This window comes from Rhodopseudomonas palustris (assembly GCF_003226555.1).
GTDB classification, from domain to species: Bacteria; Pseudomonadota; Alphaproteobacteria; order Rhizobiales; family Xanthobacteraceae; genus Rhodopseudomonas; species Rhodopseudomonas palustris_I.
This window is the reverse complement of record NZ_QKQS01000026.1, coordinates 261,098-284,570: the sequence shown is the minus strand read 5'-3', so window position 1 is coordinate 284,570 and position 23,473 is coordinate 261,098. Positions and strand designations below refer to the sequence as shown.

At 66.2% G+C, this 23,473-nt stretch carries 24 protein-coding genes; 13 read left to right on the top strand and 11 right to left on the bottom strand.

What is annotated here, in order from left to right; all coding sequences use genetic code 11:
* Nucleotides 1-59: 59 nt before the first annotated feature.
* Both xseA and DNX69_RS21735 read left to right on the top strand, forming a co-directional pair.
* Nucleotides 60-1,673: an exodeoxyribonuclease VII large subunit gene (xseA, locus tag DNX69_RS21740; protein ID WP_110788069.1), complete on the top strand. Its 1,614-nt coding sequence runs from the start codon at nt 60-62 to the stop codon at nt 1,671-1,673.
* Between the two features lie 167 nt (nt 1,674-1,840).
* Nucleotides 1,841-2,068, top strand: coding sequence for a DUF2093 domain-containing protein (locus DNX69_RS21735; RefSeq protein WP_110788068.1), 228 nt, complete (start codon nt 1,841-1,843; stop codon nt 2,066-2,068).
* A 10-nt stretch (nt 2,069-2,078) separates the two neighbouring features.
* On the opposite strand, the gene lpxK is transcribed toward DNX69_RS21735, so the two are convergent.
* The 5 genes from lpxK to DNX69_RS21710 form a co-directional block, all read right to left on the bottom strand.
* Nucleotides 2,079-3,101 (bottom strand): tetraacyldisaccharide 4'-kinase, encoded by a 1,023-nt coding sequence (gene lpxK / locus DNX69_RS21730; protein WP_110788067.1) that lies wholly within the window; start codon nt 3,099-3,101, stop codon nt 2,079-2,081.
* Nucleotides 3,094-4,398 carry a 3-deoxy-D-manno-octulosonic acid transferase gene (locus tag DNX69_RS21725; protein WP_110788066.1) on the bottom strand — a complete coding sequence of 435 codons (1,305 nt, stop codon included), beginning with the start codon at nt 4,396-4,398 and terminating at the stop codon, nt 3,094-3,096. The genes lpxK and DNX69_RS21725 overlap by 8 nt, the downstream gene beginning before the upstream one ends.
* 69 nt (nt 4,399-4,467) lie before the next feature.
* The gene (locus DNX69_RS21720) at nt 4,468-4,716 is read right to left on the bottom strand and encodes a DUF4170 domain-containing protein (protein WP_110788065.1); all 249 of its coding nucleotides are present in this window, start codon (nt 4,714-4,716) and stop codon (nt 4,468-4,470) included.
* A gap of 37 nt (nt 4,717-4,753) precedes the next feature.
* Nucleotides 4,754-5,569 (bottom strand): 3'(2'),5'-bisphosphate nucleotidase CysQ, encoded by an 816-nt coding sequence (locus tag DNX69_RS21715; protein ID WP_110788064.1) that lies wholly within the window; start codon nt 5,567-5,569, stop codon nt 4,754-4,756.
* Nucleotides 5,556-6,953 carry a TldD/PmbA family protein gene (locus DNX69_RS21710; protein WP_110788063.1) on the bottom strand — a complete coding sequence of 466 codons (1,398 nt, stop codon included), beginning with the start codon at nt 6,951-6,953 and terminating at the stop codon, nt 5,556-5,558. Before DNX69_RS21710 ends, DNX69_RS21715 begins: the two co-directional genes overlap by 14 nt.
* A 299-nt stretch (nt 6,954-7,252) precedes the next feature.
* Here DNX69_RS21710 and DNX69_RS21705 point away from each other — a divergent pair, with 299 nt between their 5' ends.
* Entirely contained in the window at nt 7,253-7,777 is a 525-nt protein-coding gene (locus DNX69_RS21705) for a DUF6101 family protein (RefSeq protein ID WP_110788062.1), read from the top strand.
* A gap of 36 nt (nt 7,778-7,813) precedes the next feature.
* On the opposite strand, the gene ubiA is transcribed toward DNX69_RS21705, so the two are convergent.
* Both ubiA and DNX69_RS21695 read right to left on the bottom strand, forming a co-directional pair.
* Entirely contained in the window at nt 7,814-8,764 is a 951-nt protein-coding gene (ubiA, locus tag DNX69_RS21700) for a 4-hydroxybenzoate octaprenyltransferase (protein WP_110788061.1), read from the bottom strand.
* Nucleotides 8,761-9,465 carry a hypothetical protein gene (locus DNX69_RS21695; protein ID WP_110788060.1) on the bottom strand — a complete coding sequence of 235 codons (705 nt, stop codon included), beginning with the start codon at nt 9,463-9,465 and terminating at the stop codon, nt 8,761-8,763. The genes ubiA and DNX69_RS21695 overlap by 4 nt, the downstream gene beginning before the upstream one ends.
* A gap of 193 nt (nt 9,466-9,658) precedes the next feature.
* Here DNX69_RS21695 and DNX69_RS21690 point away from each other — a divergent pair, with 193 nt between their 5' ends.
* Complete coding sequence (locus DNX69_RS21690; protein WP_110788059.1) at nt 9,659-10,408, top strand: 16S rRNA (uracil(1498)-N(3))-methyltransferase; 750 nt, start codon at nt 9,659-9,661, stop codon at nt 10,406-10,408.
* 16 nt (nt 10,409-10,424) lie between these two features.
* Here DNX69_RS21690 and DNX69_RS21685 read toward each other — a convergent pair whose 3' ends face one another.
* Nucleotides 10,425-10,871, bottom strand: coding sequence for a helix-turn-helix domain-containing protein (locus DNX69_RS21685; RefSeq protein WP_133256036.1), 447 nt, complete (start codon nt 10,869-10,871; stop codon nt 10,425-10,427).
* Nucleotides 10,872-10,970: 99 nt separating this feature from the next.
* Between DNX69_RS21685 and DNX69_RS21680 the strand changes: the two genes are divergently transcribed.
* The 5 genes from DNX69_RS21680 to DNX69_RS21660 all read left to right on the top strand — a co-directional run bounded on the left by DNX69_RS21680 (nt 10,971) and on the right by DNX69_RS21660 (nt 16,066).
* A complete protein-coding gene (locus DNX69_RS21680) occupies nt 10,971-12,119 on the top strand; it encodes an ATP phosphoribosyltransferase regulatory subunit (RefSeq protein ID WP_110788057.1) in 1,149 nt (382 codons plus the stop codon).
* A complete protein-coding gene (gene hisG / locus DNX69_RS21675; protein WP_110788056.1) occupies nt 12,116-13,093 on the top strand; it encodes an ATP phosphoribosyltransferase in 978 nt (325 codons plus the stop codon). Before DNX69_RS21680 ends, hisG begins: the two co-directional genes overlap by 4 nt.
* A gap of 92 nt (nt 13,094-13,185) precedes the next feature.
* The gene (locus tag DNX69_RS21670) at nt 13,186-14,232 is read left to right on the top strand and encodes a glycosyltransferase family 2 protein (RefSeq protein ID WP_110788055.1); all 1,047 of its coding nucleotides are present in this window, start codon (nt 13,186-13,188) and stop codon (nt 14,230-14,232) included.
* Complete coding sequence (locus DNX69_RS21665) at nt 14,229-15,122, top strand: ChbG/HpnK family deacetylase (protein ID WP_110788054.1); 894 nt, start codon at nt 14,229-14,231, stop codon at nt 15,120-15,122. The genes DNX69_RS21670 and DNX69_RS21665 overlap by 4 nt, the downstream gene beginning before the upstream one ends.
* Before the next feature lie 116 nt (nt 15,123-15,238).
* Nucleotides 15,239-16,066 (top strand): DUF2076 domain-containing protein, encoded by an 828-nt coding sequence (locus DNX69_RS21660; RefSeq protein ID WP_110788219.1) that lies wholly within the window; start codon nt 15,239-15,241, stop codon nt 16,064-16,066.
* Nucleotides 16,067-16,152: 86 nt separating this feature from the next.
* Here the strand turns inward: DNX69_RS21660 and DNX69_RS21655 are convergent, their stop codons facing one another.
* Nucleotides 16,153-16,929, bottom strand: a complete 777-nt coding sequence (locus tag DNX69_RS21655; RefSeq protein ID WP_110788218.1) for a L,D-transpeptidase — start codon at nt 16,927-16,929, stop codon at nt 16,153-16,155.
* 295 nt (nt 16,930-17,224) lie between these two features.
* Between DNX69_RS21655 and DNX69_RS21650 the strand changes: the two genes are divergently transcribed.
* Nucleotides 17,225-18,013, top strand: a complete 789-nt coding sequence (locus DNX69_RS21650; RefSeq protein WP_110788053.1) for a protein phosphatase CheZ — start codon at nt 17,225-17,227, stop codon at nt 18,011-18,013.
* 15 nt (nt 18,014-18,028) lie between these two features.
* On the opposite strand, the gene DNX69_RS21645 is transcribed toward DNX69_RS21650, so the two are convergent.
* The gene (locus tag DNX69_RS21645) at nt 18,029-19,237 is read right to left on the bottom strand and encodes an MFS transporter (RefSeq protein ID WP_110788052.1); all 1,209 of its coding nucleotides are present in this window, start codon (nt 19,235-19,237) and stop codon (nt 18,029-18,031) included.
* Nucleotides 19,238-19,284: 47 nt separating this feature from the next.
* Entirely contained in the window at nt 19,285-19,803 is a 519-nt protein-coding gene (locus DNX69_RS21640; protein ID WP_110788051.1) for a hypothetical protein, read from the bottom strand.
* A gap of 300 nt (nt 19,804-20,103) precedes the next feature.
* Between DNX69_RS21640 and groES the strand changes: the two genes are divergently transcribed.
* The 3 genes from groES to DNX69_RS21625 all read left to right on the top strand — a co-directional run bounded on the left by groES (nt 20,104) and on the right by DNX69_RS21625 (nt 23,426).
* Nucleotides 20,104-20,400: a co-chaperone GroES gene (gene groES, locus DNX69_RS21635; protein WP_110788050.1), complete on the top strand. Its 297-nt coding sequence runs from the start codon at nt 20,104-20,106 to the stop codon at nt 20,398-20,400.
* A gap of 40 nt (nt 20,401-20,440) precedes the next feature.
* Nucleotides 20,441-22,087 (top strand): chaperonin GroEL, encoded by a 1,647-nt coding sequence (gene groL, locus DNX69_RS21630; protein ID WP_110788049.1) that lies wholly within the window; start codon nt 20,441-20,443, stop codon nt 22,085-22,087.
* A 148-nt stretch (nt 22,088-22,235) separates the two neighbouring features.
* The gene (locus tag DNX69_RS21625) at nt 22,236-23,426 is read left to right on the top strand and encodes a hypothetical protein (protein ID WP_110788048.1); all 1,191 of its coding nucleotides are present in this window, start codon (nt 22,236-22,238) and stop codon (nt 23,424-23,426) included.
* Nucleotides 23,427-23,473: the final 47 nt, after the last annotated feature.

Below are 23,473 nucleotides of genomic sequence, written 5' to 3'. Positions count from 1 at the left end.
GGCGGCCGGGCCGAAAGTCCCTACCTTCCGCCGCACCCGCAAACCTCCGATCGAATCGCATGGCCCGACTGCAGTCTCCCCAAGCCCTCGCCAATGTCGGCGAATTCACCGTTTCCGAGCTGTCGCAGGCGCTGAAGCGGACGGTCGAGGACACCTATGGGCATGTCCGGGTGCGCGGCGAGATCACCGGGTTCCGCGGGCCGCATTCGTCGGGCCACTGCTATTTCGCCCTGAAGGACGAGGGCGCCAAGATCGAGGCCGTGATCTGGAAGGGCGTCGCCGGGCGAATGCGGTTCAAGCCGCAGGAAGGCCTCGAGGTCATCGCCACCGGCAAGCTGACCACCTACCCCGGCTCGTCGAAATATCAGATCGTGATCGAGGCGCTCGAGCCTGCCGGCGTCGGCGCGCTGATGGCGCTGATGGAAGAGCGCAAGAAGAAGCTCGCCGCCGAGGGCCTGTTCGACGAGGCGCGCAAGCAGCTCTTGCCGTGGCTGCCGGAAGTGATCGGCGTCGTCACGTCACCGACCGGCGCTGTGATCCGCGATATCCTGCATCGGTTGGAAGACCGCTTCCCGCGCCGGGTGCTGGTGTGGCCGGTGCGGGTGCAGGGCGAGGGCTCGGCCGAGCAGATCGCGGCCGCGATCCACGGTTTCAACGCGTTGCCCGAAGACGGGCCGATTCCGCGGCCGGACCTGTTGATCGTGGCGCGCGGCGGCGGCTCGCTGGAGGACCTGTGGTCGTTCAACGAGGAGATCGTGGTCCGCGCCGCAGCGGACAGCATGATCCCGCTGATCTCGGCGGTCGGCCACGAGACCGATGTCACTTTGATCGACTTCGCATCCGACAAGCGCGCGCCGACCCCGACGGCGGCCGCCGAAATGGCGGTGCCGGTGCGCGCCGAGCTGTTCGTCGAGGTCGGCGGGCTGGCCCGGCGGATGCTGTCGAGCTGGCAGCGCGGCCAGGATTTTCGCCGCAACGAGCTGCGCGCCGCCGCCCGCGCGCTGCCCGGCGCCTCCGATCTGCTGGCGATCCCGCGGCAGCGGCTCGACAGTGCCTCCGCATCGCTGCCGCGCGCGCTCCGCGCCAACACCCACGCCCACCATCGCCGCTTCGCCGCTGCGGCGGCCGGCATGACGATGAAAGTGCTGCGGGCGCAGGTGTCGCATGCCGCGCATCGGCTCGATGTCTCCGGCACCCAGCTGCAACGCTGCGCCCGCGCCACGCTGCGGCATCGCCGTGAGCGGTTCGAGGGGCTGGCGGTGCGGCTGCAGGCCTCCAAGCTCGCCAACGCGCAGGCGCAGCGGATGCAGATCGCCCGCGAACAGGAGCGGCTGCAGCGCCTCGCCGAGCGGGCCCGGCGGGCGCTGACCACGCTGCTGGAGCGCCGGCAGGCCCGGGTCGACGCCACAGGCAAGCTGCTCACCGCACTGTCGTACCGGGGCGTGCTGGCCCGCGGCTTCGCGCTGGTGCGGGATGCCGATGGCCGCTCGCTGCACGCCGCCGCGTCGGTCTCCGCAGGCGTTCGGCTCAGCGTCGAATTCGCCGACGGCCGGATAGGTGTCACCGCCGATGGCGGCAGCGGATCGCCGGTCGAGGCCGCAAAGCCGTCGTCCACCCCGGCGAAGGCCCCGAAGCGACCGGCGAAGCCGGCCGGCCAGGGATCGCTATTTTAGAGATGGAATAGCCCTTTTTAGAGGTGGAATGCCTCTGGCCGCTGCGAAAACGACGCCGCCATGACGTCGCGGCGGTTTGCAACTCGGCGCATCCGTTCTATCTGTCAGGTGTATCGACCCGCAGGCTTGGCGTCGTTCCGCAACCTGCGGTTTTCAGGAGATCAGCCGTGCTCAACAAATTTGGCTTCTCGGGTTCTGGCGAAGCCCAGGTGCAATATCTCGATGGCGACTTCCGCGTGATCTCGCCCGGCACCTATGTGCGCTGCGCCGTCACCGGGGAGCAGATCCCGCTCGACGAGCTGAAATACTGGAGCGTCGATCTCAAGGAGCCCTACGCGACTCCCGAAGCCGTGCTGAAGCGGCACTATCCCGGCGCATTCCAGCCCAAGGGCTGAGCCCGAGCCCTCAGCGCTGCTCGGCGAGCTTGGCGGCGCGGGTGCCGTTGAGCCGGTCGAGCAGGAACAGCCGCAGCTTCGCCTCGTCGTCGAACGCCAGCGTCACCGCAAACGGCACGACCTCGACGCCGAGCGACTCCGCCGCCCTCCCGATCCGGGCCAGATCCTTTTCGGTCGTCACCAGCGTCAGCCGATCGCGCTTGGCTGCGTCGGCGAGTTCGGCCAGTTCCTCCGCCGTGAACGGATGGTGATCGGGATACGCGCGCTGCGCGACCACCTCGACGCCGCTGGCCCGAAGCGTCGCGGCGAACCGCGCCGGATCGCCGATGCCGGCAAACGCCAACGCCCGGCGGCCGCGCAGTGCCTCCACCGAGGCCGTTTGCGGCACCAGCCGGGCCCGCAGCATCAGTCCGCCTTGCTTCGTAATCTTCTGCGCGAGGCCGTCAGCCGCATTGCCGTCGCCGACCACGACCAGCGCGTCGGTGCAGGCGATCTGCAGCGGCAGCGGCGCTCGCAGCGGCCCGGCCGGAAACACGCTGCCGTTGCCGATGCCGCGATGGCTGTCGACCACGATCAGCGACGCATCCTTGATCAGCGCCGGATTCTGGAAGCCGTCGTCCATCAGGATCACGCTGGCGCCGAGCGCACAGGCCAGCGCCGCACCGTCGGTCCGGTCGCGCGCCACCACCACCGGTACGCGGTGCGCCATCATCAGCGGCTCGTCGCCGATATCAGCGGCGTTGTGCCGCGATGGATCGACCTGGATCGGTCCGTGCAGACGCCCGCCATAGCCGCGGCTCAGCACCACCGGGGTTTCGCCGAGCTCGCGTAGCAGCGCGACCAGAGCAAGCGTCGTCGGCGTCTTGCCGGCGCCGCCCATGTGATAGTTGCCAACGCACAGCACCGGCACGCTCACCGCGGTACCAAGCTTCTGCATTCGCGTCGCGGCGATGACGCTGTAGATCGCGGCGATCGGCAGCAACAGGCGCGACACCAGAGAGGGAGGCCGGTGCCAGAAGCCCGGCTCACGCATTCGTCGCGCCCCGTTCGATCTGCAATTGCAGCAGATAGGGTTCGAGCGCCGCGATGGTGCGGTCGAGCGCGCCGCCGAGGCGGTCGACCACATTCGTGGCCGCCGTGATCGAGATCTGCCGCGCGTCATGGTTTGACAGCAGCGATGAGATCCGCAGCACCAGCGCGTCGACATCGGGGACGGCGAACGCTCCCCCCTCATCGTCGAGCGCGCGATAGACTTCAGTGAAGTTGGAGACGTGCGGACCGTGCACGATGGCGGCGCCGAGCTTGACCGCCTCGATCGGATTCTGGCCGCCGTGCTCGACCAGCGAGCCGCCCATGAAGACGATCGGCGCCAGCCGATAAAACAGTCCGAGTTCGCCCATGGTGTCGGCGACATAGACCGCGGTCGCGGCCATCGGCTGCTGCTCGCGCGAGCGCTGCGCCACCGGCAGACCGGCAGCATCGACCAGGCCGGCGACCTGCTCGCCGCGATGCGGATGCCGCGGCACGATCACCGTGAGCAGCGTCGGGAAGCTGGCGATCAGGCGGCGATGCGCCTCGACCAGCAGCTCTTCTTCGCCCGGATGGGTCGAAGCGGCGACGATCACCGGACGGCCGCGGGTGACCGCGTGCAGCCGCTCCAGCCGCCCCGGATCGGCCGGCGGCGGAGCGACATCCATCTTCAGATTGCCGGTGGTAATCACGCTCGGACTGCCGAGCGCGCTGAAACGTTCGGCATCGACCCGCGACTGCGCCAGACAGATGTCGAACCGGCCGAGCAGCGCGCCGATCGTCGCCGACGCGCGCTGCCAGCGCGGAAACGAGCGCTGTGACATCCGGCCGTTGATCAGCACCATCGGCACCCGCCGCGCCGAAGCGTCGAGGATCAGGTTCGGCCACAGATCGGATTCGATGAAGAGCGCCAGGCTCGGGCGCCAGTGATCGAGAAAGCGCGCGACGAAGCGCGGCGCGTCGTATGGAATGAACTGGTGGATGATGTCCGGCGGAAACCGGTTCGCCACCACCTGGGCCGAGGTCAACGTGCCGGAGGTCAGCAGGATGCGCAGGTTGAGCGCGCGCAGCCGTTCGATCAGCCCGGCCGCGGCCAACACCTCGCCGACGCTGGCGCCATGGATCCACACCACCGGCCCTTGCGGGCGCGCATCACGACTGAGCCCGCGACGTTCGCCGACCCGCGCAGGATCCTCCTTGCCCTGTCTCAGCCGCCGGCCGATCCACAGCGACGCCATCGGCGCCGCGGCAGCGGTCAGCTTGCGATAGACGCGAAGCGTCATCGGCACCGGATCAGCCATCAACGGCCCCGTCTGTCACCGCGAAGGTGACGCGCATCATCGCGAAGCGACATCGTCAGTCCTGCGCGATCAGTGCTGCGCGGACCGGGCTTCTTTTTCTGGATCGAGCAGACGATGCAGATGAACGATGAAATACCGCATGTGCGCATTGTCGACCGTCTGATGCGCCCGGGCCTTCCACGCCGCGTAGGCCGTCGCGTAGTTCGGGTACACCCCGACGATGTCGACCTTGTCGAGATCGCGAAAGGTCACGTTCTCGAGGTCTTCCAATTCTCCCCCGATTACGAGGTGGAGCAATTGCTGCGCATTGTCCGACATCAAACTTCCTCATTACGGCGAACAGGCATGCGCGCGCTCAGCCTCGCGGAGAAGCGCGAAAATGCTCGATGATGTGAGCATGACGCTCGCGCCCCGCAGCCACCAGCACGCCATGTGTGACCTCGGAGCGGTTGTAGACGATGGTCTCGCCCGCGAGAGTTGTCATTGTACCATCCGCTTCGTGCACGATCAAATCGGCCGCGGCAAGATCCCAATCGCGACTCTGCCCTCCGGCGAATGCAATATCGACCTGCCGATCAGCGACACGGCACAGCCGCAGCGCCAGCGAGCCGATCCGCGGCAGGATGAGCGCGGTGGACGGCAGCGCCAGTCGTTCGATCAGCGGCTTCGGCCCGGCGACCTTGGCACCTTCCATCGTCGTGCCGACGCTGGCGTGCAGAGACGCGCCATTAAGCGATGCCCCCGCGCCGCGCGTCGCGAAGAAGAACTCACCCGAAACCGGCGCGAACACCGCAGCGAGAACCGGCTTACTGTCCGCGATCAGCGCCACCGACACGCACCAATCCTCGCGGCCGGCCAGATAAGCGCGGGTGCCGTCGATCGGATCGACAATCCACACCAGATCCTTGTCGAGCCGTGTGAGATCGTCGACACTCTCTTCGGACAACCAGCCGTAGTGCGGCGTGACCGCCTGCAGCCGCGCGCGAATCAATTCGTCGACGGCGATGTCGGCTTCGGAGACGGGCGAGGACGCGCCCTTGGTCCAGGTCTTGAGCTCGGTGCGGAACATCGACAGCGCCAAAGCGCCGGCCTCGCGCACCGTGTCGGCGAGCAGCGCCGCATCCTGCGGCGCGACAGTACTATGCTTTGTATCTGGACTAGCGTCCGGCAATCGTCAGCCCCTCGATCCGCAGCGTCGGCGCATTGACACCGTAACGGAAGGTCAGGTCGCTGGCCGGCGTCAGGGTCTTGTACATGTCGAGCAGGTGCCCGGCGATGGTGACTTCGCTGACCGCGTAGGTTCGTTCACCGTTTTCGATCCAAAAGCCGGCGGCGCCGCGGCTGTAGTCGCCGGTGACGCCGTTGACACCGGAGCCGATCAGGTCGGTGACGTAGAAGCCCTGTTTGATGTCGGCGATCAGCTCGTCGGCGCCGAGCGAACCGGCTTCCAGATGCAGATTGTAAGGTCCCGGCGACGGCGACGACGACACTCCGCGATGCGCGTGTCCGGTGGTGGCGAGGCCGAGTTCGCGCGCTGTGGCGCAATCCAATAGCCACGACGTCAGCACACCGTCGTCGACGATCGACAGCGGCTTCACCGCGACGCCCTCGGCGTCGAACGCCTGCGAGCGCAGCCCCCGCTTGCGCAGCGGATCGTCGACGATGCGGATGCCATCCTTGAACAGCTTCTGGCCGAGCCGATCCTTGAGGAACGAGGTCTTGCGCGCGATCGAGGCGCCGTTGGCCGCGCCGACCAGATGACCGACCAGCGAGCCGGCGACGCGCGGATCGAACACCACCGGCACCTTGCAGGTCTCGACCTTGCGCGGCCCGAGGCGCGCCGCGGTGCGCTCGCCGGCAACGCGGCCGACGTTCTCCGGCGACATCAGGTCGGAGGCGTGCGGCGCCGTGGTGTATTCATAGTCGCGCTCCATGCCGGTACCGTCGCCCGCGATCGCGGTCATCGAGATGCTCTGGCTGGAGCGCAGGAAGGCGCCGTGGAAGCCGGTGGACGTCACCAGCACCATGCCGCCGATCCCCGACGAGGCCGAAGCACCGCCCGATTTGCTGATGCCGGGAACCGCGAGCGCCGCGGCCTCCGCGGCGCGGGCACGATGTTCCAGTTCCGCGGTCGACGGAGTGTCGGGATCGAGCAGATCGAGATCGGGGAAGTCCCTCGCCAGAAGCGCCGGATCGGCGAGGCCGACATATTTGTCGTCCGGCGCGACGCGAGCCATCGCCACCGCCCGCTCGGCCAGCTTGGCGACCGCGTCGCCGCTGATGTCGTTGGTCGAAACCACCGCCTGGCGGCGGCCGACGATCACACGCAGCCCGACATCGTCGCCCTCCGAACGTTCGGACTCCTGCATCCGTCCGTCACGCACTTCGACGCCGTGTGACACCCCGCGCACCGCCACCGCATCGGCCTGATCGGCGCCGGCGCGGCGCGCCGCTTCGACCAGCCGTTGCGCCAGATCGCTCAGCGCCGATTGATCGAACAAGGCGGAATCCACAGAGGACGGAGCGGGCGAACGTGCGCTTGGTGAAGAGTTCACAAATACAAATCCTAAGGCTGGAAGTAACGACGCGGGGGCCAGCGACCTTCGCTACGAACATCACAGATGTGCCTGTTCGGCGCGGACTTCAAGCACTTTGCACAACACCGGAACAAATCAATTTTCGGGCCGAGCGCAAGATTGCGTCAATCATGTCGGCCAAGGTTCTGTCAATCATGAGCGGCGAAGCAGCCGGGGTCAGTTTCGATTAACCAGCCTTATTAAGCGAATTCGGACCGGGCTCTGGCAAGCTCTCATCCATCGACCGGAAACATAATTCCGGCGGGGAGATCAAAGCCGTGAGGCGTCAAACAGCAACAGGCGGGGCTAACCTCGCCGGGTCGAGCCGCAATCTGCGGCTCGACCCTCTCTCACTGCCGATCCGCTTCGACGCGCACGATGTGCGGGCCGACGGCGGCATCCGGCAAATCGAACTACATCGCGAGCGGGTGGTGCTACGCCGCGCGGTCGCCGGCATGCGAATGGCGGTGAACGTCAGCGTCAGCGACTTCCGCGGCATCGGTTGCCGGGGTCTGGACGACGGCCGGATGCTGATGCTGGTGCATCGCGATCCGTCGCTGTCGATCCCGCTCGGGATCAGCGACGATGCCGAGGAGATCGAACGCATGTGGGCACTGTGGAGCGAAATCTTCGGATTGCCGCAGCTTCCCGAAGACACGTCGCGCGAACCCGCGCAGCGCCGCCGCCGTCATCATGTGATCAGCAAGCGGCGTCCGCGCTTCCTGATGCGTCGACGGGTCGGCCGTCTGCTCGATGCGCCGAAGAGCTTCTCAGGCGAACGCGAGATCATCGCGCGCAACTAATCAAAAATGGACCTGAGCGCCGGGCGCCGCCCGGCCTCACGCCACGGTGCGCGAGACCGCGTCTGCTACCAGGCCACCGAACAGCAGCAGGCCGGCGTCGCGGTTCGACTTGAACAGTTTCAGGCACAACGGACTGTCGTGAATATCGAGCCGCACGACCTGCTGCACCAGATGCGCCGCGAAGGCGGCAAGGCCGATCCAGGCGAACCAGCCGGCATCGGCCAATTTCAGCGCCACCCCGATCAGACTGACCGCCACGCCGAACAGCAGCACCAAAGCCAGCTTGGTGTTTTCGCCGAACAGCAGCGCGGTCGACTTGATGCCGACCATCAGGTCGTCTTCAGCGTCCTGATGCGCGTAGACAGTGTCGTATCCGATCACCCAGGCGATCGAACCGGCGTACAGCGCGAACGCCACCAGATCGAGCCGCTCGAACGTGCCGGCAAAGCCCATCAGCGCGCCCCATGAGAACGCCAGGCCGAGCACGAATTGCGGCCAGTAGGTGATCCGCTTCATGAACGGATAGGCCGCGACGATGATCAGCGACGCGATGCCGGTGAGAATCGCGAAGCTGTTGAACTGCAGCAGCACGACCAGACCGGTCAGGCAAAGCAGCACCATGAACACCGCCGCCTGCTTGGCGGTGACCTGCCCGGCCGGAATCGGACGCGACCGGGTGCGCTCGACCTTGTCGTCGAGGTCGCGATCGGTGATGTCGTTCCAGGTGCAGCCGGCGCCGCGCATCACGAACGAGCCGATGAAGAACAGCGCGCAGAACAGTGGCAGACGGCTGAGGTCGTGGGCCATGCCGGCGGCGAGCGCCGCCGACCACAGGCACGGCATCAGCAACAGCCAGGAGCCGATCGGGCGATCGAACCGCGCCAGCCGCAGATAAGGCCGCGTCCACAGCGGCGCGTGGTTATCGACCCAGTTTCCGGTGGAGTCGGCGACCCGCCCGGCAGCGCCGCTGGCCGGAACGCCGGTCATCGCGACAACACGTTGCCGTTGAGCGTGTCGAAGGTGGTGCCGCCGAACTTCTTGGCCGAGGTGTTGGCCTCAGGTGCGGCGGTCGACGAGCCGAGCACGTCGGCGAAGCTCGGTCCCGCCGGGCCGCGCTGCTGCTGCTGTTCGGCGATGTTGCAGACCTGTTTCTGCATCTGCTCGGTCTTCTTGTGGCCGGACTTGAGCTGCTCGGCGATCTCGCCCGGGATGCCGCAGCGCTTGGCATTGCCGACGACGTATTTGATCATCGCGACTTCCGAACTGGAGAATGCGCCGATCAGCTTGCAGGCCTCGGCCGCCGGCGCCTTGCGCTTGCCGGCGGCCTGGATCGCCTGACCGCGCTTTTCGGCTTCTTTCCGCAGCTTGAGGAAGTCGTTCATGCAGGCTTCGCCGCCGGCCTGCTGACCCATCGGCGCAGCACCAGGCGGTGGGCCGAATGCACCGCCGCCACCGGCGAGCGGGGCTGCACCCGCAGCCGGGAATGCTCCGCCCGAGCCGTTGACGGGAGGGAAAGCCGGGTCGTTCACGGTGCCGGTCGCCGATTTATTGGGCAGCGGCGCCGGAAACGGCGATGCGGCCGACTGGTTCGGCAATGGCGCGGGAAACGCGCTCTGGGCCAGTGCTGGCGCGGCTTCAAAGGCGAAAGCGGCGGCAACCGCTGGTACGATCAAACGTCGGATGATCAAGGCTGCTCCTCCGGCAAGGTTCGATGGTCCCCGTTGGCCCGATAGCACGTCAAAAAGACAGTCGTGCGGGCCTTTTACGATTCCGGATCGCCCTTAACAACCCGCCGATTAGGGCGGCAGCGCGGCGCTTCGCCCCACAGGCGGCTGATATTCTTGAAAAATTGGGCTAGAAGCGGCGCGTGAGAGCCAACCCATGAGCCGATACGACTTCCGCAGCCCCCGCCTTTTCGTCGATGCCGCCCTTGCGTCTGGTACCCAGGTGCCACTTGCGCGCGACCAGAGCAATTATCTCGGCAACGTATTGCGGCTGGGCGCCGGCGCCACAGTGCTGGCCTTCAATGGCCGCGACGGCGAATGGCGCGCCACTATTGCGGGCCGTAAGCGCCCCGAAGCGCTTGAAGTGGCGGAGCAGACACGGCCGCAGGACCGTCTGCCCGACGTCGCCTATATGTTCGCCCCGCTGAAGCACGCCAGGCTCGACTACATGGCCCAAAAGGCTGTGGAAATGGGCGCCGGCCGGCTGCAGCCGGTGCTCACCCAGCACACCCAGGTGCATCGGCTCAACACCGAACGGATGCGCGCCAACGTCGTCGAGGCGGCCGAGCAATGCGGCATTCTCAGCCTCGCTGAGGTCGGCGAGCCGATCGGGCTGGACCGGTTTCTGGCTGGCCGAGCGAACGGCGAACGGCTGCTGGTGTTCTGCGACGAAGACGCCGAAATCGCCGATCCGGTCGCGGCGCTGCAGGCCGCGCGGGATGCGGCGGCCAAGGGCGTCGACCTGCTGGTCGGGCCCGAGGGCGGGTTTTCCACCGAAGAGCGCGCCTTGCTGCTGAAACAGCCCAACATCCTGCGGCTGGCGCTCGGCCCGCGGATCATGCGGGCCGATACCGCAGCAGTCGCCGCCCTGACGCTGGTTCAAGCGGTGATGGGCGATTGGACTTAGCCGAGGCTGCCGTTTGTCAAATCGATTTTGGACTAACTGAAACGTTGAAACCCTTAGCTTCAATTGCCTTCATCAAATCTTCAAGGGGCATGGCCTCAAGCGACACAGTCTTCAAGCAAGACGAAACCTCCTCACCATTCTGTAAAAATTCCTTTGTAACTCCAAGAACCTGGGCAATTGACGACAGCATATCCGGCCGAGGCACAACGTCGTTTTTCTCCCAATTCCAAACGGCCGTGGGAGTCACATCCAATAACTTCGCCAAGTCCGAAGCGCTCATCGAGCGCGCTTCTCGGGTAGCGCGAAGGCGGCCAGCAAAACCGTTATTCTTCATACCTTTAGACATAATCAATCCTTTCTCAGATGCGCAACGCTCAGAAAAGATAGCACGTCTTTCATATTTTTCAATATAATTTTTTATTTTAATGAAATTTTTTAAACTTACAATGACGCGACACTTCACTTGTACCGGGTCGAAACTGTCATCCGCCCGTGTTAAGGGCTGCGCCGACCAACATTTTCTGTTCCACCTCCCTGCCCGGGACCGCAGGACTGACCGATCATGACCAAGACCGCCGCCACTCGCGCGACCGGATCCGCCGCGTGGGCGGAGGCGCTGCTGCAATCCTTCGCCGCGACCGGCTATGCCCAGGCCACGCCGCCGATCCTGCAGCCCGCCGAACCGTTCCTCGACCTGTCGGGCGAGGACATCCGCAAGAGCCTCTACCTGACCACCGACGCCAGCGGCGAGGAACTGTGCCTGCGCCCCGACCTGACGATCCCGGTGGCGCGCGACTACCTCGCATCCAAAGCCGCCGGGCAGCCGGTCGGGTTCTGCTATCTCGGCCCGGTGTTCCGCCAGCGCGGCGGCAAGCCGAGTGAATTCCTGCAGGCCGGGATCGAGTCGTTCGGCCGCCAGGACCGCGCCGCGGCCGATGCCGAGATGCTGGCGCTGGCTCTCGGAGCCACCACCGCACTCAAGGCCGGCGAGATCGATGTCCGCACCGGCGACGTCGCGCTGTTCGCCGCGCTGATCGACGCGCTCGACCTGATGCCGGTATGGCGGCGGCGGCTGATGAAGGATTTTCACCGCAAGGCCAGCCTGGCGCAGGATCTGGAGCGGCTGACGCTCGCGCCCTCGACCAGCAACGAATACGAGGGCGTGCTCGCCGCGCTCGCCGGCTCCGACCGCAAGGCGGCGCTGGCGCTGGTCACCGACCTGATGTCGATCGCGGGCGCCACCACGCTCGGCGGTCGCTCGGTCGCCGAGATCGCCGACCGCTTCCTCGAACAATCGACGCTGAAGAGCGGCGCGCTGCCGCGCGACGCGCTCGACAAGATCAAGCGCTTCTTGGCAATCACCGGCACGCCGAGCGATGCCCTCAAGGCGCTGCGCGCGCTCGCCGCCGACGCCAGGCTGTCGATCGATGCGGCGATCGATCAGTTCGAAGCGCGGATCGGCTTCATGGCCGGCCACGGCATCGACTTGTCCAAGGTGCGGTTCTCGACCGCCTTCGGCCGCGGCGTCGATTACTACACCGGCTTCGAATTCGAGCTGCACCGCGTCGGCAACGGCGACGAGCCGCTGGTCGCCGGCGGCCGCTATGACGGGCTGATGAGCCAGCTCGGTGCGGCCTCGCCGATCCCCGCGGTCGGCTTCTCGATCTGGATCGACGCGATGACACAGACCAGCGCCGGAGGTGCCGCATGAGCGCGCCGTTCGTTTTGGCGGTCCCGTCCAAGGGCCGCCTGCAGGAAAACGCCGAAGCGTTCTTCGCCCGCGCCGGGCTGGCGCTGAGCAAGCCCGGCGGCGCGCGCGACTATCGCGGCACGATCGCGGGCCTCGACAATGTCGAGGTGGCGTATCTGTCGGCGAGCGAGATCGCCGCCAATCTGGCGCGCGGCTCGGTGCATTTCGGCGTGACCGGCGAAGATCTGGTGCGCGAGAGCATCACCGATGCCGACAAGCGCGTGCTGCTGATCGACGGCCTCGGCTTCGGCTACGCCAACGTCGTTGTCGCAGTGCCGCAGGCCTGGATCGATGTCCGCACCATGGCCGACCTCGACGACGTCACCACCGGCTTCCGCGCCCAGCACAATCGCCGGATGCGGGTCGCGACCAAGTACATCAACCTGACCCGCGGCTTCTTTGCGGCGCACAACGTCGTCGACTACCGCATCGTCGAGAGCGCCGGCGCGACCGAGGGCGCGCCCGCGGTCGGCACCGCCGAGATGATCGTCGACATCACCACCACCGGCGCGACGCTCGCCGCCAATGGCCTCAAGGTGCTCGACGACGGCGTGATGCTGCGCAGCCAGGCCAATCTGGTCGGCTCGCGCGAGGCCGACTGGAGCGAGGCGAACCGGGAAACCGCGCGCGTCATTCTCGACCACATCGCTTCGCGTGCCCGCGCCGGCAAGTACAAGGAAGTCCGCACCCGTTTCAAAGGCTGCAACGACACGCTGCTGGCCGAGGCACACAGCCGGTTCGGCGTGGTGTCGCCGTTCGGCGGCCCGACCTCGTCGGGCATGCTGACGTTGCATTGCCCGCCTTCGCAAATCTACGCGCTCGGCAGCTTCCTGCGGCAGCATGGCGCAGACACGGTGTCGGTGGCTGCGCTCGACTACGTGTTCGACAAGGAAAATCCGCTATTCAGCAAACTTGCAGCGTTCTTGCCGCAATAATGCCGCGTGCCGCGCCCGTGGTAGCGTCGGCGCGCGGAACCACCATATAATCAGCAGTAGACAACAAGGCGCGTGCGGGCCGGAATCGATCGATGATGCTTGGGAGTGACGTCTCGGGTCTGTCCACCGAAGCGGGAGCCGCCGCGGCGCAGGGCCTGTCCATCGTGGTCCCGGCCTACAACGAGGCAGGCGGACTGCAAGCGCTGCACGGCCGGCTGATCACGCTCGCGGCAACGCTGCGGCAACGCTACGGCCTCGCCTGCGAGGTAGTGTATGTCGACGACGGCAGTGCCGACTCGACTCTGAGCATCGCCCGCACTCTTCCGGCCACCATGCTCGACGTCCAGGTGGTGTCGCTGTCGCGCAATTTCGGCAAGGAAGCCGCGCTGATGGCCGGGCTCGACCACGCCCGCCGCGGCGCCGTGCTGTTCATGGATGGTGACGGCCAGCACGCGCCGGAACTGGTCGAGACGCTGGTGGCGCATTGGATCGACGACGGCTACGACGTCGTCTACACCGCCAAGGCGCATCGTGATAACGAACCGGCGCTGCGCCGGACCGCGGTGCGAGGATTCTACGCGCTGATCAATTGGGGTGCGCGACAGAAGATCCCGGAAGACGCCGGTGACTTCCGCTTGCTGTCGCCGCGGGCCGCGCAGGCACTGCGGCAACTGCCGGAACGCAACCGCTTCTTCAAAGGCCTGGCGAGCTGGATCGGCTTCCGCCAGAAGCGTGTCGATTACGAACCCGAGCCGCGCGCGCACGGCTTCTCGACGTTTTCCACCGCGCGGCTGATCGGGCTGTCGATCGAAGGCCTGACCTCGTTTTCGGTGGCACCGCTGCGGATCGCCAGCCTGCTCGGCGTCGGGCTCGCGATCAGCGCATTCCTGTTCGGCCTGTCGATCCTGTGGGAGACCTGGGTCGGCGGCAAATCGGTGCCCGGCTATCCGTCGATCATCGTCGGGATGATGACGATCGGCGGCGTGCAGCTGCTGATGATCGGCATCGTCGGCGAGTACATCGGCAAGATCCTGTCCGAGATGAAAGCGCGGCCGATCTATTTCGTCGCCGAGCATACGGTGAAGAAGGCCGAGCCCGATGCCGGTGCCGATCCGGCGAAGCGGTCCGCGGCCGAATGAGTGAAGCTGGCCAGCGCCGGATCTGGCTGGTCGCCGACGATTACGGCATCAGCCCAGGGGTCAATCGCGCGATCCGCGATCTGATCGGACGCGGCCGCATCAACGCCACCTCGGTGATGATGGTCGGCCCCGCCATCGGGCGCGACGACGCTGCGGAGCTGCTCAACGCCGTCGCCGCCAATCCGCATGCAGCGATCGGGCTGCACGCGACGCTGACCGCGCCGTTCGCGCCACTGACGATGCACTATCACCCGCTGCACGGCGGCCAGTTCCTGCCGCTCGGGCGGAAGCTGCGCGGCACGCTGCTGCGCCGCCACGACCGCCAGGTGATCGCCACGGAACTGCACGCCCAGATCGAGGCCTTCGTCGAGCGGTTCGGCCGCACGCCCGACTACGTCGACGGGCACCAGCACGTGCAGTTGTTTCCGCAAGTGCGCGACGCGTTCATCGACACGGTGAAGACGCTGGCGCCGCAGGCATGGGTTCGGCAATGCGGCCGCAGCGTGCCGCTGGCGCGCCGGCTCGGCAATCCCAAACCGCTGCTGCTCGACGCTCTCAGCGCGCCGTTCCGTAGCCGCGCGGCGCGTGATGGCGTCGCTTTCAATTCAGGCTTCGCAGGTGCCTACGACTTCCTGCGCGAAACCGATTTCGGCAAGCTGATGGACTCGTTCCTCGACGGCCTACCCGACGGCGGTCTGGTGATGTGCCATCCCGGCGAGGTCGACGATACGCTGATCAGCCTCGACCCGTTCACCGATCAGCGCGAACGGGAATACGCCTATCTCGGCAGCGACCGTTTCCCGGAATTGCTCGCAAAACTCGACGTCAGCCTGGCTGCACCGCCGCCGCAAGTGTCCGGGCAGACTGGTTTGTCGCATACGGAAATTTAATCCGGGGCCGGACTTACGGCCGCCTCAAGGTTCCTTAAATTTGGTGACACCCGCGCCCGCGATCGCCGCCGGCGAACGCCGCGGCGCAGGTTCGAGTGATGCTCAGGGAGATCATCATGACACCGCAGGAACGCCAGCTTGTGGACGATCTGTTCGAACGGCTCGCCCGCCTCGAAGCCACCCCACGCGATCCGGAAGCTGCCGCTGCGATCTCGCAAGGGCTGCGAATCGCACCGAACGCGATCTACGGGCTGGTGCAGACCGTGCTGGTGCAGGACGAAGCGCTGAAGCGGGCCCATGACCGCATCCAGGAACTGGAGGCCGATCAGGCACCGCAGGAGCACGGCGGGTTCCTCGATTCGATGCGTGACACGTTCTTCGGCCAGGGCCAGACCTCGCGCGGCTCGGTGCCGAACGTGCCCCCGCCGGGCACCGGCGGCCGGCCGGCGTGGAACACCGGGCAGGTGCTCAGCTCACAATCCGCAGCGCCACCCTACTCGCAACCGCCGCAGGGCCCGTATGGGCAGCCGCCGCAAAACGGTCCGTTCGGCGGTGGCTCACCGATGGGCGGAGGCGGCGGATCGTTCCTCGGCACTGCGGCGGCCGCGGCCGCCGGCATGGTCGGCGGCTCGCTGCTGCTCTCCAGCATCCGCGGCATGATGGGCGGCGGCTCGCATCAGAGTCTTGCCGACCAGACCGGATTGGGCAGCGGCCTGCAGAACCCGTGGGGCGGCAGCGACTCGTCCGGCGGCAACCTCGCGCAGCAGGCAGGCCTCGGCGATATCGGCTCGCAGAGCGGCGGCGTCGACGATAGTTCGCGCTACGGCATGATGGATCAGAACAACAACGACTACGACCAAATGGCAGATGCCGGCACCGACCACGACGACATGGACATGGACTCCGACGATTTCGACGGCGGCGGCGACAGCGACTTCGCCTAGCTAGCGTCTGCTGGTATCCTGCAATAAGCATCGGCCGCCCACTGGGCGGCCGATGTCGTTTGACGCTCAGCTCTCGCGCGCGGCGATCAGATCACCACCACCTTGGTGCCGACGCCGACGCGGCCGTACAGGTCGATGACGTCCTGGTTGCGCATGCGGATGCAGCCAGAGGAAACGTTGGTGCCGATCGTCCACGGCTCGTTGGAGCCGTGGATCCGGTACAGCGAGGAGCCGAGATACATCGCCCGGGCCCCGAGCGGATTGGCCGGCCCGCCTTCCATGTGACGCGGCAGATCGGGACGGCGCGCTAGCATTTCCTTCGGCGGCGTCCAGGCCGGCCATTCGCGCTTGGCGGTGATCGTCTTCACGCCCGCCCAGGTGAAGCCGGGACGGCCGACACCGACGCCGTAGCGCAGCGCCTTGCCGTCGCCCTGCACCAGATAGAGGAACTTGTTGGGGGTATCGATCACGATCGTGCCGGCTTTTTCGGCGCCATGGTAATCAACCAGTTGCTTTTCGTAGCGCGGGTCGAACTCGGGGCGAGCCGGCTCGATCGCCGCCTCCTGCTCCGGGATCGACTGCGGAGCGGCCGGCAAGTACTCGGGACGCGCCTCGTAGGCCGGCTCTCGCCGGTAGTAACGCGAGGATGGCGGCGGCTCGCCGTCGCTGAACAGGAACTCGATGAAGCCGCCGCCCAGATTCGACCGCTCGGTGTAAGCGGCGCGCACCGGCGCCGGCCGCGGTGTCGCGTAGATCACCGCGGGCTCTGGTTCGGACGAAAATTCCTCAGCGAAGGCAGGATGATAGCTGGCGGCGAGACAGGACACGCTGGTCAGCAATGCGAGGGTGGTTTTGTTGAACATCGACGTACTCTGCACTGTTTCGTCGTGGATGCGCCGAAGATGCGGCGGTGAACGCAACGGATCAGAAACCAAAACCCGATCGGTTTGGTAAACGCGGACCGCGTTTCGATTCACCACGTCGTCGCGATCGGCCAATTCCCGTCGGCAGCGTTTATTTTCGATGAACAGCGCCGGCTCATGGTTAACACGCCGTATGGACTCGGCTGTTAGTTGAAGCGAACCCGGTTCCGGCGCTCAACCCGTCGTTAAAGAGATCGCTGTACGAGAGCGAGGTAGCAAATCACGGGATCAGCCGATGTCACTTCCACGTAAGCGCTTTCGCATTGAAGAACTGACGCTAGGAGCAGCGCCAATGCTTGCACCGATCGAATTCGAAGCTGGTCCGAGCAACCGCGACCTGATGGCCGAGCTGCGGGCAATCCGTGCTCAGATCGTCAACGGCGTGCACCCGGTCGCCGCCGGCGACTCCGGCAGCAAGCAGGAGATCGACGCATCGCTCGCCGCGGAGGCTGCAGAAGCCAAGGCACTACTCGCCAGCTACAAGGCACAGGTCGAGCAGTGCGAGAAGCTGAAGGTCGAGCTCGATCTGATCCACAACGCGATCGACCAGACCAAGCGCGAGATCGCGGTGCTGCACTCCAAGAGCTTCAGCGGCGAAGAGATGGCCAAGGTCAACGGCGAACTCGGCGCCGTCGTCGGCGGCACCGAAGAGGCCACCCAACAGATTCTCGAAGCCGCCGAAGCGATCGACCAGGCGGCGACCGCGCTCGGCAAGGTGAACTCGGCCGACCAGCAGCAGGCGCTGAGCGATGAGATCCAGGAGCGGGTGATCTCGATCTTCGAGGCGTGCAACTTCCAGGACCTCACCGGCCAGCGCATCAGCAAAGTGATGAACACGATGAAATTCATCGAGCATCACATCGTGGCGATGATGGAGATCTGGGGCGGCGTCGACGAGATCAAGTCGCACGCACCGCCGGTGGTCGACACTCGCGACGATGACGCCAAGCTGCTCAACGGCCCGCGCGCGCTCGGCGAAAGTGGCCACGCCTCGCAGGACGACATCGACGCGCTGTTCAACTGATCTCAGGCTGACGCCTCAGCGCCGTTCCGCGGCGCGGGGCGGCCGCAGTGCCAGGAAACAGCCCAGCGCTGCTAGCGCGCAGACCATACCGACCTCGACCACCGTGGCGTCGGAGAACCGCTCGACAGCCGCCGCCACGATGAACGGGGCGGACGCCTGCACGAACAGCGCCGGCCGCGCGATCCGGCCGATCACCCGCCCATAGCCCTGCGCCCCGAACATCAGCAACGGCAGACTGCCCCGCGCGATCGTCATCACGCCGTTGGCGGCGCCGAACGCCACGCAGAACACACCGGCGGCCAGCACCGACGGGCCGGCGAATGCGAGCATCGCAAACGAACAGGCCATCAACGCCACCGCCCCGCGTGCGATCCATAATGGATGGGTACGGCCGGCGAGCAGGAAGTCCGCCAGTCGGGCGACGACCTGGGACGGGCCGAACAACGCACCGAGCATCACCACGGTGCCGGCGTCCAGCCCACCGCGCTGGAACATCGCAAGCAGGTTCGACGTCACCCCCGACAACATCAAGGCGTAGATCGCAAACGCAGCCGCGATCAGCATGAACGGCCGCCCCTCGGGGCGCAGCGGCTCCGCTGGCATCAGATGCGGGGTCGGACTCGGCGCCACGGTCGAGGGGGCGGCCTTCCGCGGCAGCACCAATCCGTGCAGCGGCGCGACCACGCAGGCCAGCACCGCGGCGAAGACCAAATAGGTGCCGCGCCAGCCGACGGTGTCGAGCAGCAGATGTGTCGCCGGCCACCCCACCGTGGACGCGAAGCCGCCGGCGAAGGTGACGAAGGTGATCTGCCGGCGCGCGGTCGCGCCGAACAGACGGGCCAGCGTGGCGAATGCCGGATCGTAAAGGTTCGTGGCCATTGCCACGCCGAGCAGCGCCCAGCCGAGGAAATACACCGGCCACAGGTCGACACTGGCGATCGACACCATACCGAGCGCGCCGAGCAATGCGCCCGGCGCCATCACGACGTTGCCGCCGTGACGATCGATCAGACCGCCGATAATCGGAGACAGGATGCCGGAGATCACCAGCGCCAGCGAAAAACCGGACATGCCGAACGCCAGCGACCAGCCGTGCGCCTCTGCGAGGTGCGGCATGGTCAGCACCGGCGGATAGATCAGCATTCCCCAGCAAAGAATCTGGGTGACCGCGAGAACTCCAACCGCGCGTTCCGGTCCGAGCGCCAGTCTCCGCAGCGCGGTCATGTCGTCATGGCGTCAGGTTCGACCCGATCTTGTTGGTGGCGGCAGTCTCAGGCGCGCGGCGCGCAGCGGACATAGACCATGTTGCCATAGCGAGTGGCGGCATCCTTGTCGACGAAGCGGGTGATCATGACCCGGCCGTCGAACGAGATGATCTCGCGGTCCTGATCGGTGATCGGACCAGCCGGACCGATGTAGTTCTTGCCGCTCGGCGAGCCCTTCAGCCGCAGTTCCTGCGGGGTCGCCTGATCGGCCAGATGCATGATCACGCCGCCGGTCGGGCCGGCGCCGATCACATAGGGATTCTTGCACTGTGCCAACGCAGCCTTCTCGGTGCGGGCGCGGTCGGACGGATTGAGATACGACGCCAGCCCCCAGCGGCCGACGATCTCTTCCGAACGAATGGTGGCCGGCAGGTCCGGCGGCGGCGCCGGCTCCTGCACCGCGGCCGGCTGCGAACCGCCGAGGCTGAAGCCGCCCCCCATGCTGCCGCACGCGCCGAGACCGAGCGCCATCAGCGACGCCATACCCAGATTGAGCGACGCGCGTGCGTTGCGTGAATTGACCATGATTTCTCCCCGAGCGAACGCCCCGCGTGCCCCTTGCGCCAGAAAACCGCAAAACGCCCTAGCAGGCAATGCGGTCACACCGATCATGTCGGTGCCCCGGTCTGGCGGCCGGAGCATCTTACAGCGACATCACCAAGCTCTTAAGCCCTCAGCTTGACAGAACAAGCATCTGGCCATATTCCCGGGCGCACAATTAGCACTCTCGCAGCACGACTGCCAACACGCGGACGCAACCCAAGCCGCGGATCACGAACCGGCACTCGAACGCCGAGCCCCTTCAGTAACAGCACAGGACAGCCCATGGCTAAGCTCAATTTTCGTCCTCTCCATGACCGCGTGGTGGTGAAGCGCATCGACGCCGAAACCAAGACCAAGGGCGGCATCATCATTCCGGACTCCGCCAAGGAGAAGCCGCAGGAAGGTCAGGTGGTCGCCGTCGGCCCGGGCGGTCGCGATGAAACCGGCAAGCTGACCCCGCTCGACGTCAAGGTCGGCGATCGTGTGCTGTTCGGCAAGTGGTCGGGCACCGAGATCAAGCTGGACGGCGAAGAACTCCTGATCATGAAGGAGTCGGACATCATGGGCGTGGTCGGCTGAGCCGCATCGCGACAGTATTAAAGACATCAGGAGCGAATGAATGGCAGCCAAGGACGTCAAGTTTTCCGGTGAGGCCCGCGACCGCATGCTGCGCGGCGTGGACGTGCTCGCCAACGCGGTCAAGGTCACGCTCGGCCCGAAGGGCCGCAACGTGCTGATCGAGAAGAGCTTCGGTGCGCCGCGCATCACCAAGGACGGCGTCACCGTCGCCAAGGAAGTCGAGCTCGAGGACAAGTTCGAGAACATGGGCGCCCAGATGGTGCGCGAGGTGGCCTCGAAGACCAACGACCTCGCCGGCGACGGCACCACCACCGCCACCGTGCTGGCCCAGGCGATCGTGCGCGAAGGCGCCAAGGCGGTCGCCGCCGGCATGAACCCGATGGACCTGAAGCGCGGCATCGAGATCGCCGTCGCAGCCGTCGTCAAGGACATCCAGAAGCGCGCCAAGCCGGTCGCCTCCTCGGCCGAGATCGCCCAGGTCGGCACCATCTCGGCCAACGGCGACGCGCCGATCGGCAAGATGATCGCCCAGGCGATGCAGAAGGTCGGCAACGAAGGCGTCATCACGGTCGAAGAGAACAAGTCGCTCGAGACCGAAGTCGACATCGTCGAAGGCATGAAGTTCGACCGCGGCTACCTGTCGCCGTACTTCGTGACCAATGCCGAGAAGATGACGGCCGAACTCGACGACGCCTACATCCTGCTGCACGAGAAGAAGCTGTCGGGCCTGCAGGCGATGCTGCCGGTGCTCGAATCGGTGGTGCAGTCGGGCAAGCCGCTGTTGATCATCGCCGAGGACGTCGAAGGCGAAGCGCTGGCCACCCTGGTGGTCAACCGTCTGCGCGGCGGCCTCAAGGTCGCGGCCGTGAAGGCGCCGGGCTTCGGCGATCGCCGCAAGGCGATGCTGGAAGACATCGCGATCCTGACCGGCGGCCAGCTGATCTCCGAAGAGCTCGGCATCAAGCTCGAGGGCGTCAATCTGAAGATGCTCGGCCGCGCCAAGAAGGTGGTGATCGACAAGGAGAACACCACCATCGTCAACGGCGCCGGCAAGAAGCCGGAGATCGAATCCCGCGTGTCGCAGATCAAGGCGCAGATCGAGGAGACTTCCTCGGACTACGACCGTGAGAAGCTGCAGGAGCGTCTGGCCAAGCTGGCCGGCGGCGTCGCGGTGATCCGCGTCGGCGGCGCGACCGAGGTCGAGGTCAAGGAGAAGAAGGACCGTGTCGAGGACGCGCTGAACGCGACCCGCGCCGCGGTGCAGGAAGGCATCGTGCCGGGCGGCGGCGTCGCGCTGCTGCGCGCCAAGAAGGCCGTCGGCCGCATCAACAACGACAATCCGGACGTCCAGGCCGGCATCAACATCGTGCTGAAGGCGCTGGAAGCTCCGATCCGCCAGATCGCCGAAAATGCCGGCGTCGAAGGCTCGATCGTGGTCGGCAAGATCCTCGAGAACAAGACCGAGACCTTCGGCTTCGACGCTCAGACCGAGGAATATGTCGACATGCTCGCCAAGGGCATCGTCGATCCGGCCAAGGTCGTGCGCACTGCGCTGCAGGACGCTTCGTCGGTCGCCTCGCTGCTGGTGACCACCGAAGCCATGGTCGCCGAGTTGCCGAAGGCCGAAGCCCCGATGGCGATGCCGCCGGGCGGCGGCATGGGCGGAATGGGCGGCATGGGCTTCTGAGCCCGCGCCTCTCGTAACGAGCATCGATCACGCAAGGCCGCCTCCGGGCGGCCTTGTTTTTTTGGCCGCGCGTCGGGCACGCCTTGGTTCGGATGCAATTCGAATCGACTAGGTTCGAACCAGCCCGATTCTTGCGAGGTTCGATTTCATGCGCGCGTTTCTGTTCAGCCTGCTGGCGCTGTTGCCGGCGACCGACCTCGCTTTCGCACAAGCCAAGTCGGCGACGAAATCCGCGCCGCCGGCCGTCGAAACGCGCTACTTCGCCACCCTCGACGGCTTCATCGACGGCGCCGACGTGATCCTGAAGGAAAAACGCCAGGGCAAGACCGTCACCTCCGCCGAGCTCGACGTCTGCTATGCGCCGTCGAAAACCTCCGACCGGCGCGACCGCTTCGTCGTCCCCCTGACGCCGAACGGCCAGGCGCTGACCGGCACCACCCAGACGCTGGGCAGCAAGACCCCGGTTTCAGTCAACCTGCAGCAGAAGCCGAACGGTGAAACGTTCGACTTCAAGGGCGTGGTCGGCATCGGCACGGCGACCCACGAGATCAACTCGACCGACAATTCCGACCTCAGCGAAAAAGAATTTGAGGAAACCCAATCGGCCGACGAGAGCATCGCCCAGGCGCCGAAAGATTTTACCGCGGTGTCTCCGGAGGCGGTCGGCATTCGGGTCGCGCTTGAGGCGGCGTCGGATTTCCTCAAGACGCTGAAGACCGAGAACGTCGAGGTTTCGCTGTCCAGCCTGAGCATCGGCTGCGACGCGTTGCGGGCCGGCAAGCTGGTGATCAATCTCAGCGTCGATCCGGAACGCGCGGCGTCCGTGATCGCCAAGGCCAAGGCGTTTCCCGGCGTCTCTGCCGCCGGCTGGACCAACGGCATCGTCGACATGGACCGCGCCATCCTGTTCCCGGCGGCCGGCTGGCGCAGCGGCGACAAGCTTGATCGTACCAAGATCGCCACAACGGTGACCGCGACGCTGGCGCAGACGCTGGAAGCCAAGCTGGCTTCGGCCAATTGGGACGACGTCACCGGCCGGCTGAAGATGACCTTCAAGCGGCCGAGCGAGACCTTCCCGGCGCTGCAGCTCACCGAGGTGATCACGGTGGAGGCGCAGGTCAGCGCCGACAAGCCCGGTGGCAGCGACAGACTGATGCTGTGGCTCGGCAACCCGAGCGACACCACCATCGACGAGAACGCCCCGCCCCGGCTCAGCTTGAACGACGACGTCACTGGCGAGGAGGAAGCCGAGCCGCGCAGCGACGGCGGCGCGGTCGCGGCGCTGGCAAAGGAACTCAAGGGCCAGCGCTGGGACGCCGAAAGCTCGACCTGGCAATAACTGCTGCGCCCCACGATCGGCCCGTCCGGATCCTGGAACCGCTATTT